The 12,810-nt window shown below is 60.9% G+C and carries 15 protein-coding genes and 2 tRNA genes; 10 read left to right on the top strand and 7 right to left on the bottom strand.

Features of this window, described 5'->3' with window-relative positions:
• Positions 1-675 precede the first annotated feature (675 nt).
• From ACIQ2A_RS10380 to ACIQ2A_RS10400, 5 genes are all read left to right on the top strand, one after another.
• A complete protein-coding gene (locus ACIQ2A_RS10380) occupies positions 676-1,311 on the top strand; it encodes an ATP-dependent Clp protease proteolytic subunit (protein ID WP_398478609.1) in 636 nt (211 codons plus the stop codon).
• 476 nt (positions 1,312-1,787) lie between these two features.
• Positions 1,788-3,062, top strand: a complete 1,275-nt coding sequence (gene clpX, locus ACIQ2A_RS10385; RefSeq protein WP_398478611.1) for an ATP-dependent Clp protease ATP-binding subunit ClpX — start codon at positions 1,788-1,790, stop codon at positions 3,060-3,062.
• Between the two features lie 327 nt (positions 3,063-3,389).
• Positions 3,390-5,813: an endopeptidase La gene (gene lon, locus ACIQ2A_RS10390; RefSeq protein WP_398478613.1), complete on the top strand. Its 2,424-nt coding sequence runs from the start codon at positions 3,390-3,392 to the stop codon at positions 5,811-5,813.
• A gap of 141 nt (positions 5,814-5,954) precedes the next feature.
• Positions 5,955-6,212 (top strand): hypothetical protein, encoded by a 258-nt coding sequence (locus ACIQ2A_RS10395; protein ID WP_398478615.1) that lies wholly within the window; start codon positions 5,955-5,957, stop codon positions 6,210-6,212.
• 66 nt (positions 6,213-6,278) lie between these two features.
• Positions 6,279-6,355, top strand: a tRNA-Val gene (locus ACIQ2A_RS10400).
• Positions 6,356-6,367: 12 nt separating this feature from the next.
• Here ACIQ2A_RS10400 and ACIQ2A_RS10405 read toward each other — a convergent pair.
• The 5 genes from ACIQ2A_RS10405 to ACIQ2A_RS10425 form a co-directional block, all read right to left on the bottom strand.
• Positions 6,368-6,544 carry a hypothetical protein gene (locus ACIQ2A_RS10405; RefSeq protein WP_398478617.1) on the bottom strand — a complete coding sequence of 59 codons (177 nt, stop codon included), beginning with the start codon at positions 6,542-6,544 and terminating at the stop codon, positions 6,368-6,370.
• 4 nt (positions 6,545-6,548) lie between these two features.
• Positions 6,549-7,163 carry an acyl-homoserine-lactone synthase gene (locus tag ACIQ2A_RS10410; RefSeq protein WP_398478619.1) on the bottom strand — a complete coding sequence of 205 codons (615 nt, stop codon included), beginning with the start codon at positions 7,161-7,163 and terminating at the stop codon, positions 6,549-6,551.
• 82 nt (positions 7,164-7,245) lie between these two features.
• Positions 7,246-8,007 carry a LuxR family transcriptional regulator gene (locus ACIQ2A_RS10415; RefSeq protein WP_398478621.1) on the bottom strand — a complete coding sequence of 254 codons (762 nt, stop codon included), beginning with the start codon at positions 8,005-8,007 and terminating at the stop codon, positions 7,246-7,248.
• A gap of 224 nt (positions 8,008-8,231) precedes the next feature.
• Entirely contained in the window at positions 8,232-9,491 is a 1,260-nt protein-coding gene (gene pepT / locus ACIQ2A_RS10420; RefSeq protein ID WP_398478624.1) for a peptidase T, read from the bottom strand.
• Positions 9,492-9,578: 87 nt separating this feature from the next.
• Positions 9,579-9,896, bottom strand: a complete 318-nt coding sequence (locus tag ACIQ2A_RS10425) for an HU family DNA-binding protein (RefSeq protein WP_398478626.1) — start codon at positions 9,894-9,896, stop codon at positions 9,579-9,581.
• 245 nt (positions 9,897-10,141) lie between these two features.
• Between ACIQ2A_RS10425 and ACIQ2A_RS10430 the strand changes: the two genes are divergently transcribed.
• Positions 10,142-10,218, top strand: a tRNA-Asp gene (locus ACIQ2A_RS10430).
• Between the two features lie 124 nt (positions 10,219-10,342).
• Here ACIQ2A_RS10430 and ACIQ2A_RS10435 read toward each other — a convergent pair.
• Positions 10,343-10,579 carry a DUF3072 domain-containing protein gene (locus ACIQ2A_RS10435; RefSeq protein ID WP_398478628.1) on the bottom strand — a complete coding sequence of 79 codons (237 nt, stop codon included), beginning with the start codon at positions 10,577-10,579 and terminating at the stop codon, positions 10,343-10,345.
• Positions 10,580-10,708: 129 nt separating this feature from the next.
• On the opposite strand from ACIQ2A_RS10435, the gene ACIQ2A_RS10440 reads away from it, so the two are divergent.
• Both ACIQ2A_RS10440 and ACIQ2A_RS10445 read left to right on the top strand, forming a co-directional pair.
• Entirely contained in the window at positions 10,709-10,831 is a 123-nt protein-coding gene (locus tag ACIQ2A_RS10440) for a hypothetical protein (protein WP_398478630.1), read from the top strand.
• Positions 10,828-11,043: a hypothetical protein gene (locus ACIQ2A_RS10445; protein ID WP_398478632.1), complete on the top strand. Its 216-nt coding sequence runs from the start codon at positions 10,828-10,830 to the stop codon at positions 11,041-11,043. The genes ACIQ2A_RS10440 and ACIQ2A_RS10445 overlap by 4 nt, the downstream gene beginning before the upstream one ends.
• Positions 11,044-11,046: 3 nt before the next feature.
• Here ACIQ2A_RS10445 and ACIQ2A_RS10450 read toward each other — a convergent pair whose 3' ends face one another.
• Positions 11,047-11,385 (bottom strand): hypothetical protein, encoded by a 339-nt coding sequence (locus tag ACIQ2A_RS10450; RefSeq protein ID WP_398478634.1) that lies wholly within the window; start codon positions 11,383-11,385, stop codon positions 11,047-11,049.
• Positions 11,386-11,859: 474 nt separating this feature from the next.
• On the opposite strand from ACIQ2A_RS10450, the gene ACIQ2A_RS10455 reads away from it, so the two are divergent.
• On the top strand, positions 11,860-12,225 hold the full coding sequence (locus ACIQ2A_RS10455) for an NADH-quinone oxidoreductase subunit A (RefSeq protein WP_398478636.1): 366 nt from the start codon (positions 11,860-11,862) through the stop codon (positions 12,223-12,225).
• Positions 12,216-12,803, top strand: coding sequence for a NuoB/complex I 20 kDa subunit family protein (locus ACIQ2A_RS10460; RefSeq protein WP_398478638.1), 588 nt, complete (start codon positions 12,216-12,218; stop codon positions 12,801-12,803). Before ACIQ2A_RS10455 ends, ACIQ2A_RS10460 begins: the two co-directional genes overlap by 10 nt.
• Positions 12,804-12,810: the final 7 nt, after the last annotated feature.

Here is a 12,810-nt window from a genome sequence, read left to right on the forward strand (position 1 = left end):
CAGCTCCTCAGGATGAGGGTGGAGCGGGGCAACGGTTTAGAACGTTCTAATCAAACGCCGGCTGGTCCTCCAGCCGGCGTTTTGTCGTCCGGATGGCGAGATTTTCTCTGCCCCTCATGGTGAGGAGGCGCGAAGCGCCGTCTCGAACCATGAGCTGGCTGGGCTCCGAGCTTCGTTGCCATCCTTCGAGACGCTGCGCTTTGCGCTGCTCCTCAGGATGAGGGCAGAGCAGGGGGCAACGGTTTAGAACGTTCTAATCAAACGCCGGCTGGTCCTCCAGCCGGCACTTTGTCGTCCGGATGGCGAGATTTTCTCTGCCCCTCATGGTGAGGAGGCGCGAAGCGCCGTCTCGAACCATGAGCTGGCTGGGCTCCGAGCTCCGCTGCCATCCTTGGAGACGCCGCTTTGCGGCTCCTCAGCATGAGGGCAGGGGGCGGGGCAGGCGTTCTGTCATTAAGGATACCGCCCGAATCAGTTCCGGCCTGTGCTGCATCGCTTTGCGATGCGCGCCAGAATCGGCTTGAACTGAGGGGCAGGGTGACGATCGGACCCATGGTCTTGTTGTCGCCCGATTGGCTCATATCTGTGGGCTCACGCCTACCGACGACTATCCCTTTGCATCACGGGACATTCGCGCATCCCGCGGCCTGTCTCCTCCAACCCTTTGGGTGCTCTATGCGCGATCCGATCGAAACCTACATGAACCTCGTTCCGATGGTGGTCGAGCAGACCAATCGCGGCGAGCGTGCCTACGACATCTTCTCGCGCCTCTTGAAGGAGCGCATCATCTTCGTGACCGGTCCGGTGGAAGACGGCATGGCGACGCTGATCGTCGCACAGCTGCTGTTCCTGGAAGCGGAAAATCCGAAGAAGGAAATCTCGATGTACATCAACTCGCCCGGTGGCGTGGTGACGTCGGGTCTGTCCATCTACGACACGATGCAGTTCATCCGTCCGCCAGTCTCCACGCTGTGCACCGGCCAGGCTGCGTCGATGGGCTCGCTGCTGCTCACGGCCGGCGCGAAGGACATGCGCTTTGCTCTGCCGAACGCTCGCGTCATGGTTCACCAGCCCTCGGGCGGTTTCCAGGGCCAGGCCACCGACATCCTGATCCACGCCAAGGAAGTCGAGAGCCTCAAGCGTCGCCTCAACGAGATCTATGTGAAGCACACCGGTCGTCCCTATGACGAAATCCACAACGCGCTCGAGCGCGATAACTTCATGACCGCCGATCAGGCCAAGGACTTCGGCCTCATCGACAAGGTGATCGACAAGCGTGCTGAAGAGCCGGGCGCTGTGAAGCCGGCCTGACGATAAAAGGCTGTTTCCGGCGCCCGCCGGGAACAGTTTGGCAACGTTGCGAGGGATCGCGTATGCGCGGTCCGACATCTTTGGATACAAACCAAGATCAAAGTCGATTTATCGAATATTTCGTACCGGTATTTTATGCCGGAGCTGGACACGGAAGTTCCGCTTTCGTCCACAATACGAGCAGATCATTCGCGCAATGCGCTCCGAATTGTCGGGGACACTCGCGGAAGCTGCGCAAATCGCGTAATCGTCATAAATGGTGACGACGCGCCGATTAGCGAATTCTTGATCATCGGCTGCCAGCATGGTTCGCTAGTGCGGATCGGTTAGTATCGCGGAGATTCGATTTGGCCGCGGATTCGCGCGGCATTTGGAACAAAGGTCTTTTTTGGTACGGCAATTGCTCTATCTACGGGATGTGTCCCGGTCTGAGCAGCACCCTGCGAACGAAGATCGAACGGCGGACGGAGATAGGAATGAGTAAGGTCGGTACCAGCGACTCCAAGAATACGCTGTATTGTTCGTTCTGCGGCAAGAGCCAGCACGAAGTTCGCAAACTGATCGCGGGTCCCACCGTATTCATCTGCGACGAATGCGTCGAACTGTGCATGGATATCATCCGCGAAGAGAACAAGTCTTCGCTGGTCAAATCGCGCGACGGCATCCCGACGCCGAAGGAAATCTGCAAGGTGCTCGATGACTATGTCATCGGTCAGTTCCATGCGAAGAAGGTTCTCTCGGTCGCGGTGCATAACCACTACAAGCGCCTCAACCACCAGACCAAGCACAACGATGTCGAACTCGCGAAGTCGAACATCCTGCTGATCGGCCCCACCGGTTCGGGCAAGACGCTGCTCGCGCAGACGCTCGCTCGTATTCTGGACGTGCCGTTCACGATGGCCGATGCGACGACGCTGACCGAAGCCGGTTACGTTGGTGAGGACGTCGAGAACATCATCCTCAAGCTGCTGCAGTCGGCCGACTACAATGTCGAGCGGGCCCAGCGCGGCATCGTCTACATCGACGAAATCGACAAGATCTCGCGCAAGTCGGACAATCCGTCGATCACCCGCGACGTGTCGGGCGAAGGCGTGCAGCAGGCACTGCTGAAGATCATGGAAGGCACCGTTGCCTCCGTGCCTCCGCAGGGCGGCCGCAAGCATCCGCAGCAGGAATTCCTGCAGGTCGACACCACGAACATCCTGTTCATCTGCGGTGGCGCTTTCGCCGGCCTCGAAAAGATCATTTCGGGCCGCGGCCGCACCACCTCGATCGGTTTCGCCGCGCAGGTGCTGGCACCGGAAGATCGCCGCACCGGTGAAATCTTCCGTCACGTCGAGCCCGAGGATTTGCTCAAGTACGGCCTGATCCCGGAATTCGTCGGTCGTCTGCCCGTCGTCGCGACGCTGGAAGACCTCGATGAGACCTCGCTGAAGAAGATCCTGACCGAGCCGAAGAACGCGCTGGTGAAGCAGTATCAGCGCCTGTTCGAGATGGAGAATATCGAGCTCACCTTCGCCGACGAGGCGCTGGGTGCGGTGGCCCGCAAGGCCATCGAGCGCAAGACGGGCGCCCGCGGTCTGCGGTCGATCCTGGAAAGCATCCTGCTCGAGACCATGTTCGATCTGCCGGGCCTGGAAGGTGTCGAGGAAGTCGTCATCTCCAAGGAAGTCGTGGATGGGACGGCACGCCCGCTCTACATCTATGCCGACCGCTCGGATCGTGCGGCAGAGACCAGCGCCAGCGCCTGACCGGTCTGCGCGAAACATCAGTTCGAGACACGGCTGCCGGGTATCCGGCAGCCGTTTTCGTTTCTTGCCGGAATCCGTCCAGCCGGGCCATCTTCCATAAACCGCCTTTGTTCATAGGTGTTTCGGCGACTTGACACCCCCCCGGCCCATAGCCACCTAATGCAGGCGGCGAACACAAAATCTCCCTCAAGATTCGCCATAACTCCGGACAAGTAGAGCCGCGAACCCACAAAGTTCTCATGGCCGAGCGAAGACGGAAATCGCACCTTGTGGTGGTTGCGCAATCAGCGGACCGCGTGCAGGGGGGCAAAGCAAAAGGAACAGGCCATGACGACCTCCAAGCCCCGGCCAACCATTGTTCACGGCGAGACGCACTCCTATCCAGTGCTACCGCTGCGCGACATCGTCGTTTTCCCGCACATGATCGTGCCGCTCTTTGTCGGCCGCGAAAAATCCATTCGCGCGCTCGAAGAGGTGATGAAGAACGACGCATTGATCATGCTCGCGACGCAGAAGAATGCGTCGGATGATGATCCAGCGCCGGACGCCATCTACGAGACCGGCACGCTTGCCAGCGTGTTGCAGCTGCTGAAGCTTCCCGACGGCACCGTGAAGGTGCTGGTGGAAGGCCTCGAGCGCGCCAAGGTCGAGAAATATTCCGATCGTGCTGAATATTACGAGGCGACCGCCGTCGCCCTCGCGGACACTGATGGCAAGAGCGTCGAGGCGGAAGCCTTGTCGCGTTCGGTCGTGTCCGACTTCGAGAGCTATGTGAAGCTCAACAAGAAGATCTCGGCCGAAGTGGTTGGCGTCGTGCAGGCGATCACCGATTTCGCCAAGCTCGCCGACACCGTCGCGTCGCATCTCGCCGTCAAGATCGCGGATCGCCAGGGCATCCTGGAAACGCTGTCCGTCACCGGGCGCCTGGAAAAGGTGCTGGGCCTGATGGAGAGCGAGATCTCGGTGCTGCAGGTCGAGAAGCGCATCCGCTCGCGCGTCAAGCGCCAGATGGAGAAGACCCAGCGCGAATATTATCTCAACGAGCAGATGAAGGCGATCCAGAAGGAACTCGGCGACGACGAAGGTCGCGACGAGCTGGCCGACATCGAAGAGAAGATCGCCAAGACCAAGCTCTCGAAGGAAGCCCGCGAGAAGGCGCAGCACGAGCTGAAGAAGCTGCGCCAGATGTCGCCGATGTCCGCGGAAGCGACCGTCGTGCGCAACTATCTCGACTGGCTGCTGTCGATTCCGTGGGGCAAGAAGTCGAAGGTCAAGAAGGACCTCAGCGCCGCTCAGGCGATGCTGGACGAGGAGCACTACGGGCTTGAGAAGGTCAAGGACCGCATCGTCGAGTATCTCGCCGTGCAGTCGCGCGCCAACAAGCTGACGGGCCCGATCCTGTGCCTCGTCGGGCCTCCCGGCGTCGGCAAGACCTCGCTTGGCAAGTCGATCGCGAAGGCGACCGGACGTGAGTTCGTGCGCGTGTCGCTCGGCGGCGTGCGCGACGAGGCGGAGATCCGCGGTCATCGCCGGACCTATATCGGTTCGATGCCCGGCAAGATCATCCAGTCGATGCGCAAGGCCAAGACCTCGAACCCGCTGTTCCTGCTGGACGAGATCGACAAGATGGGCGCCGATTTCCGCGGCGATCCGTCGTCGGCTTTGCTCGAGGTCCTCGACCCCGAACAGAACGGCACCTTCGCCGACCACTATCTCGAAGTGGACTACGATCTGTCCAACGTGATGTTCATCACCACGGCGAACACCCTGAATATCCCGGGGCCGCTGATGGACCGCATGGAGCTGATCCGGATCGCTGGTTACACCGAGACGGAGAAGGTCGAGATCGCCCGCAAGCACTTGATCCCGGCTGCGCTGTCGAAGCACGGTCTGGACACCAAGGAATGGTCGATCGACGACGATGCATTGCTGCTACTGATCCGCCGCTACACCCGCGAAGCGGGCGTGCGTAATCTCGAGCGCGAAATCTCCACGCTGGCCCGCAAGGCCGTGAAGGAGCTGATGCTCTCGAAGAAGAAGGTGGTGAAGGTCACCGCGAAGACGCTGGAAGAGTTCTCGGGCGTGGCGAAGTATCGCTACGGCGAAATCGAGAGCGACGATCAGGTCGGCGTGGTCACGGGTCTGGCCTGGACGGATGTCGGTGGTGAGCTCCTCACCATCGAAGGCGTCATGATGCCCGGCAAGGGCCGCATGACCGTCACCGGCAATCTGCGTGACGTGATGAAGGAATCGATATCGGCGGCGGCGTCTTACGTCCGCTCGCGCGCGATCACCTTCGGGATCGAGCCGCCGCTGTTCGAGCGACGCGACATCCACGTCCACGTGCCCGAGGGGGCGACCCCGAAGGACGGACCGTCTGCAGGCGTCGCGATGGCCACCACGATCGTGTCTGTCCTGACGGGCATCCCGATCAAGCATGATGTCGCCATGACCGGCGAGATCACGCTGCGCGGCCGCGTGCTGCCGATTGGCGGATTGAAGGAGAAGCTGTTGGCTGCGGCCCGTGGCGGCATCAAGACGGTGCTGATCCCCGAGGACAATGCCAAGGACCTCACCGAGATCCCGGACTCGATCAAGGGTGGTCTGAACATCATCCCGGTTGCCCGGATGGACGAAGTGATCAAGAACGCGCTGGTTCGCCAGCCCGTGGCGATCGACTGGGAAGAGGACACCAAGGTGCCCGTGAAAGCCGATGGCGACGAAGCCGCCGGTGGCCTGACCGCGCACTAAACGTCACTCCCGACCAACCACATCAGCGGCGCCCTCAGGGGCGCCGCTTTTGTTTTGGGCATCACGATGACGGGAGGTTGATCGGGCCGTGGCTGTCGATCCGCAACCTGCGGTGCTAGGTTTTGTGATGACGAGATGACGATGATGAAATCACTGATCCTCACAGCCTTGATGTCGATTGCCGCCACTGACGCAGCCCTGTGCGAGCGGCTGGACAAGCGCTTCGGCGCCGAGCGCGAGCGCGGCTATCGGGCCGAGCGCGAATTCGAGGGCAGGGACACGGGATTTCAGAATCGGGACCGCGCGAATTTTCTCGGCGCGAAGACGACGGACCAGTCGCGCCCGGAAACGCCCAGGCAGGATCTGCAAGCGCCGGCCACGATCGGATTGCAGCGATGAACGCGCGGTCCCGGCTTGCCCTCTCACGGCGCTGGCGTTAAACAGGCGACCAATGGCATTTGCCTTGGGCGGCTAGCTCAGCTGGTTAGAGCATCTCGTTTACACCGAGAGGGTCGGCGGTTCGAATCCGTCGCCGCCTACCACTCCCCAAGCGCTCACCGATCCATCCCTTTCGCGATCTCGATGCCCTCGTTCAGCAGCGCCATGCGCAGCAGGTTGTAGGTCGTGTCCGATCGGCAGGCATGCGCCAGTTTCAGCGCATGCAGCATGGTGACGACCAGGTCGTCCGCGTCCTTGCCGCCCTGGATCACTTTCAAATGACACTCGCTCATGTGATCAGGCAATCTGGCGCGACAGATGGGACGCGCCGAGCACGGCCTCATGGATCGCGACCTTGGCACGCACCCGTGCGTGATATTGCTCGCTGACATGGAACAGCACGGCGATGGTGGCTTCGCCATTCATCATGGTCGGCAGGCCCAGCGGTTCGATCTCGAAACCGAAACCCTGCAGGATCGGGATGCGCAGCGGGTTGATCACCGAGGTGAAGCCGGACAGCCCTTCCATCATGCCATATTCCTGGATGGCGGTCAGCAGCTCGAAATAATGCCGGCTGCGGCGTTCGCATTTGCGCATGCCGAAGCGCGTCAGCTCCAACACGTCGCGGCGTTCGATGATGGCGCCCTCGACCAGATGCGGGAAGTGCTCGCTCAGCATATGCGGCAGCACGGTGGGATGCAGACGGAAACCGCCGGCGACCGTTCCGGTCTCGTCCGACGCGATCATGTAGACGGCATGTTCGTTGTCGTACTGGTCGCGCTCATGGGTGCCGTCGATATCGAAATCCGTCCAGCCGCGCTCCTTGACGAACACGTCGTGACGGAGCCGGAATTGCCTGTCGAGCAGCTGCTGGTGCTGTTTCGCATTGTCGGTGGTGACGATCTCGATCATGAAACCTGCTCCGCGCTGAGTTGCGCGACAAGATTTCACGAGCGGCCACGGTGCGAAATTCCGTGGACTGGGGATTGACAAATCAGTAGGCGATCAATCCCCGCTTGATCGCTTCGGCGACAGCCTGGGCGCGGGTATGCGCGTTGAGCTTGTGCATCGCGGCAGTCACCGTCTTGTTCACGGTGTCTTCGGAAATGCTGAGGATGACGCTGGTGTCCCATGCGGTCTTGCCGGCTGCGACCCAGTTCATCACCTCGCGCTCGCGCGTGGTGAGCACGGAGACAGTCGCTTTTGAGTCCGGTTTCGTACTCTTCGATTGATCACGCGCGCGCAGCACGGCGAAGCGGTTCGAGGCATACATGGCGACGAGTTCGATGGCGGCATTGGCTTCGGGCGTGCGTTCGACCTCGTGCCCCGCAAGCGACAGGCCGGCCTGATAGCCGTTCAGGCCATGGACGGGCGCACACAGTCCGAATTTAAGGTCATAGTCCTCCGCGGCGATCTCCATCACCTGGCGCGACGCCGGGCTCATTTTATCGAGCGGGACATCGGACCAGGCGAACATTTCGACCCGCCGGCGAATCTCCGGGGCAACGGGGTCGCAGGCATAGAAGTTCGATCGGCGATATTGCTCGGCCCATTGTTTTGGCCAGGCTTCCCACAGCACGCGGTCGTGGAAGGGCTGGGAGCTGCTGCCGGAGGCGACGAAGCAGATGTGATGGTAGCCGAACGACGACGCCATCCGGATGATGACGTCACCGATCACGGCGGCGGACTGAGCAGCACCGATCCGCTCGATCGCCGACAGTGCATCCTGAAAATATCTGCCCCTGAACGATGCCATGGGGGCCCCCAAATCCGATCAGTATGAATTTTCTGGACGTCAATTTTGTCGGATGTTTTTACGCGACGCACATCGCTATTCGTTGCCGACAGGATAGCGGGACCGGAGTCAGACGCAATCGGCGAGAAGTCGAATGCAGGCATGGTCTGCGAATTTGTCGGGGGTGTGAGCGGTCGTACCCCGCGACCCCATCGTGAGGTTCTAAGATACCTTGTGGCGGTACATCAGGCGCGCTCTTCCCAGATCATCGCCAGGTGAACGATAGTCTCGGCGGCTTTCTCCATATCCTGCACGCTCACCCATTCGGTGCGGCCGTGAAAGGCGTGTTCGCCGGCAAAAATGTTGGGGCAGGGCAGGCCCATGAAGGACAGCCGCGAGCCATCGGTGCCGCCGCGGATGCTGCCGCGGACCGGGGTCAGGCCGGTGCGGCGGATCGCCTCGATGGCGTAATCGACGCCATGCGGGTGCTGGTCGATCACCTGCTTCATGTTGCGATATTGCTGGGTGATGGCGATCGATGCGGAGGAGTGCGGATAGGCGGCCAGCACGTCATCGACGATGGATTGCAGCAGCGCTTCCTTCTGCTTCAGCCCGTCCTCGGTGAAGTCGCGGACGATCAGGCTCAGCGTCGCCTGCTCGAGCGCGCCTGTGATGCCGGTCGGATGCAGAAAACCTTGCTTGCCGTCGGTGGTCTCCGGCGAGCAGGTGTCCTTCGGCAGCCGCTCGACGATCGCAGCGGCGATCTTGATGGCATGTTCCATCTTGCCTTTGGCGAAGCCGGGATGCGCGGCGACGCCGGTGATGCTGATCACCGCGGCATCGGCCGAGAACGTCTCGTCCTCGATATGGCCGGCGGTTTCGCCATCCATCGTATAGGCGAAATCGGCGCCGAGCTTTTTGAGATCGACCTTGTCGACGCCGCGGCCGATCTCCTCGTCCGGCGTGAACAGAATCTTGATGGTGCCGTGCTTGATTTGGGGATTGGCGATCAGGAAGCGTGCGGCATCCATGATCTCGGCAAGGCCAGCCTTGTTGTCGGCGCCGAGCAGCGTGGTGCCGTCGGTGGTGACGATGTCATTTCCGATCTGGTCTTCAAGCGCCGGGTTGTCCTTGACGCGGATGATTTGCGTCTTGTCAGCGGGCAACACGATGTCGCCGCCCTGATAGTTGCGCACGATCTGCGGCTTCACATTGGCGCCGCTGCAGTCCGGCGACGTGTCCATGTGCGAGCAGAAACAGATGACCGGGACGGGCTTGTCCGATGTAGCCGGAATGGTCGCATAGACATAGCCGTGCTCATCGAGATGCGCATCGGAAAGCCCGAGCTCCTGCAGCTCGCGCGCAAGCACCGCGCCGAGGTCCTTCTGCTTGGCCGTGGAGGGGCAGGTGGGCGATTCCGGATCGGACTGGGTGTCGATCACCACATAGCGCAGAAAGCGCGCGAGGACGTCGTGGGTGAAGGAAATGGCCGACGTCACTGTCATGGATCACTCGCCAGAGATGGGCACCCGATAGTCTTTGGAGCGGCGCTCCGGGCCGTGGCCCGAAGCACGATTTTGTCAGGCGCAATCTTAGACTGCGTCCTTCAGCTCCTTGGCGGGGCGGAAGGCGACCTTCTTGCTGGCCTTGATCTGGATCTCTTCGCCGGTGGCCGGGTTACGGCCGGTGCGGGCGGCGCGGGTGCGGACCTGCAGGATGCCGAGGCCGACGATGCGGATGCGGTCGCCGTTCTTCAGGTGCTCGGTCATCTTGCCGACCATGTCGTTGAGAATCTCTTCGGCCTTCTTCTTCGACAGCTCGTGAGTCTCGGCCAATGCGGCCGCCAGATGCTTGAGGGTGATCGTCGGGGGCGCGGGCGCCTTCGCGGGGGTATCTGGGGTATCTGCCATGAGAACTGGCCTTTCCGTTATAAACCGTCACAAAACCTGGGACGCTGCAGGGCTTAGACGATTCTACGCGACGCCGACTATGCCGATTTGCCAGTAAAATAGGGGGTTATTTGCATTCCCCGCCTTGAAATGGCCGAACCGCAAGCGGGTGGGGACAGGTTTCAAAAAGGCAGTACCAAGCTGCTTGACTTCGTCATGACGTCCCTTTATTCCCACCCTCACTGCGGGACACAGTCCACGTCCACGCGGGAGTAGCTCAGTTGGTTAGAGCGCTGCCCTGTCACGGCAGAGGTCGCGGGTTCGAGTCCCGTCTCTCGCGCCATTCCAATCGGAATGGCGTCCCAAGCGAACATCCTCACAAACATGCGCGATCTGACTGAATAAAGCTCAATGCTGCAGCGGTCGCGCGCGTCTGTGTTCCCCCCGCTCACATCTCGCTGCGCTTCTCAGAACGAATCCGCCAGTGCGATTTCATCGCGCAGCATCTGGATACGCCGGGCGGCTTCGGCGCGGGTCAGGTCTTTCTCGAACTGCCCGGGCTGATAGGCCTCGATCGCCAGCGACTTCAGCGTCAGCGCCTGGCTGCGCGTCATCGGGCCCGACAGGCGGTCGAGCAGTGCTTCGGCATCGAAGGGGGCCATCGCCGGTGCGGCGATGGGGGCTGTCATCAAAGCTTGGGTCACGGAAGCCTCCGGTCAGATTCGGCTTAAGAAGGTCTTGCGATTTGGTTCTTGTTTTGTTCTATATCGGATATGAGTGACCTCGCCAAGCTGAATTTTCGAATCGCCCGTTTGCGCACCCGGATGCGGGGAATGCAGTCGGATATCCGACACCTGACCAATGCCGGGCTCGATTGCACGGATGCCTGCGAACGGCTGCGGCGGACCCAGCGCGAGGTGCTCGAACTGATCGCCGAGCGGAGCATGTTCGCGTGAGCGCGCAGGATACCGTGCCGTTACGGATCGTCGCTTTGCGGGCGGACATTTCAGAACTGGGGGCTGCCATCGGGCAGTTGCGCAGAGCTGGGCTCGACAATGCCGCGGCGCAATTGCTGCTGGCCCGCAAGCGCGCAGAGCTTGATGGTCTGATGCGATCATCGACAGGTAAGGCGGCTGCACCAGATAAGCCGGTGCAGCCGTCCAGATAGTTCTTACATCTTCTTCGAGTCGCCGCCTGCCATGGGCATCATCGGCATCATCATGCCGCCGCCCATCATGCCGCTATCGGCTTTGGGCTTCATCATGCCCATCTTCTGCGCGTTTGCGAGGTGCTTGTTGCAGCCGCGCACATCGCCTTTCGACATGGATTCATTGGCCATGCCGATCTCGCGGTCCATCATCATCTTCTGCTGGCCGTCCGCCATGGCGGTGGACATGTTATTCACCTTCATCATGCCGTCGCCGCTGCAGCCCATCATCATCGGCTTGGCCGATGCCGGGGCGACGGCGAGAATCGAAAGCGCTGCTGCCGTGATCAAGAATTTCGTCATGGGAACCTCTTGTCAGTCAAATGCCAGCACAGCGCTGGCTCTCAGGATACGAATGTCCTGAGATTTGGTTCGCCGGGAGAATGATTTTTTCGACGGTGCATTGCAGCAACATTGCAAAGCGCGCTGAGCGCGTAGATTTGATCGGGCAGCCGCTGCAGCCCCAACTGCAGCCCCAAGTTGATCGCCGAGCAGGGCGAGCCGGGATGATGTGCCCGGTGCGATGCGTTTGCGGTCACGTTGCGTGGCAATTTCAACCTGCGGGAAACCCTGTCGCAAGGTTTGCATGCGAGAGCGGAAGCGGTGTCATTGGCGGGGGAAGGGATCGCCTTGCATCAGGTCGGATTGCGCATGGCAGGCGCGGAAAACTGTCAACATCCCCGGTGTTGCATGGCTTGTTGCGCTGCGCTAAGGCTCAGAACCATTCCAATGTTCGAATCTGCGGCAAACCATCTGCCGCGGGGATAGGCATCGCCGATGAACGGCATCTTGCAGAATTATCTTCCTCTCGTGGTCTTCATCGGCATCGCATCCGTCATCGGTTTGTCGCTGCTGATCGCGCCATTCCTTGTCGCTTATCAGAACCCGGATCCGGAAAAGCTTTCCGCCTATGAATGCGGATTCAACGCTTTTGACGATGCCCGCATGAAGTTCGATGTGCGCTTCTATCTGGTGGCGATTCTCTTCATCATTTTCGACCTCGAAGTCGCCTTCCTGTTTCCGTGGGCGGTGGCCTTCGGCAAGGTCGGTGTCGCCGGTTTCTGGTCGATGATCGTGTTTCTCGGCGTGTTGACTGTCGGCTTCGCCTACGAATGGAAGAAAGGCGCGCTCGAATGGGATTGAGCCCCGCAACTGCTCCCGCTCCTGCCATCGCGCAGGCGCCGCGTGGCATTCTCGATCCGTCCACCGGCAAGCCGGTCGGCGCGAACGATCCGTATTTCCTCGAAGTCAATGCCGAGCTGTCGGACAAGGGCTTCTTTGTCGCGGCCGCTGACGACCTGATCACCTGGGCGCGCACCGGCTCCTTGATGTGGATGACCTTCGGTCTCGCCTGCTGCGCGGTCGAGATGATGCAGGTGTCGATGCCGCGTTACGACGTGGAGCGCTTCGGCTTCGCGCCGCGTGCGTCGCCGCGCCAGTCGGACGTGATGATCGTTGCCGGCACGCTGACCAACAAGATGGCGCCGGCGCTGCGCAAGGTCTATGACCAGATGCCGGAGCCTCGCTATGTGATCTCGATGGGATCATGCGCCAATGGCGGCGGCTATTACCACTATTCCTATTCAGTGGTGCGCGGCTGCGACCGCATCGTTCCGATCGACATCTACGTGCCGGGCTGCCCGCCCACGGCAGAAGCGCTGCTCTATGGCGTGCTGCTGCTGCAGAAGAAGATCCGGCGCATCGGCACGATCGAACGCTAAACGAAAT

This window comes from Tardiphaga sp., assembly GCF_044336785.1.
In the GTDB taxonomy this organism is placed as follows: Bacteria; Pseudomonadota; Alphaproteobacteria; order Rhizobiales; family Xanthobacteraceae; genus Tardiphaga.

What these genes read in the sequence shown, in the direction of transcription:
- ACIQ2A_RS10380 (WP_398478609.1), top strand. Translation starts at nt 676, where the DNA reads ATGCGCGATCCGATCGAAACCTACATGAACCTCGTTCCGATGGTGGTC.
- clpX (WP_398478611.1), top strand. Translation starts at nt 1,788, where the DNA reads ATGAGTAAGGTCGGTACCAGCGACTCCAAGAATACGCTGTATTGTTCG.
- lon (WP_398478613.1), top strand. Translation starts at nt 3,390, where the DNA reads ATGACGACCTCCAAGCCCCGGCCAACCATTGTTCACGGCGAGACGCAC.
- ACIQ2A_RS10395 (WP_398478615.1), top strand. Translation starts at nt 5,955, where the DNA reads ATGATGAAATCACTGATCCTCACAGCCTTGATGTCGATTGCCGCCACT.
- ACIQ2A_RS10405 (WP_398478617.1), bottom strand. Translation starts at nt 6,544, where the DNA reads ATGAGCGAGTGTCATTTGAAAGTGATCCAGGGCGGCAAGGACGCGGAC.
- ACIQ2A_RS10410 (WP_398478619.1), bottom strand. Translation starts at nt 7,163, where the DNA reads ATGATCGAGATCGTCACCACCGACAATGCGAAACAGCACCAGCAGCTG.
- ACIQ2A_RS10415 (WP_398478621.1), bottom strand. Translation starts at nt 8,007, where the DNA reads ATGGCATCGTTCAGGGGCAGATATTTTCAGGATGCACTGTCGGCGATC.
- pepT (WP_398478624.1), bottom strand. Translation starts at nt 9,491, where the DNA reads ATGACAGTGACGTCGGCCATTTCCTTCACCCACGACGTCCTCGCGCGC.
- ACIQ2A_RS10425 (WP_398478626.1), bottom strand. Translation starts at nt 9,896, where the DNA reads ATGGCAGATACCCCAGATACCCCCGCGAAGGCGCCCGCGCCCCCGACG.
- ACIQ2A_RS10440 (WP_398478630.1), top strand. Translation starts at nt 10,709, where the DNA reads ATGCAGTCGGATATCCGACACCTGACCAATGCCGGGCTCGATTGCACG.
- ACIQ2A_RS10450 (WP_398478634.1), bottom strand. Translation starts at nt 11,385, where the DNA reads ATGACGAAATTCTTGATCACGGCAGCAGCGCTTTCGATTCTCGCCGTC.
- ACIQ2A_RS10455 (WP_398478636.1), top strand. Translation starts at nt 11,860, where the DNA reads ATGAACGGCATCTTGCAGAATTATCTTCCTCTCGTGGTCTTCATCGGC.
- ACIQ2A_RS10460 (WP_398478638.1), top strand. Translation starts at nt 12,216, where the DNA reads ATGGGATTGAGCCCCGCAACTGCTCCCGCTCCTGCCATCGCGCAGGCG.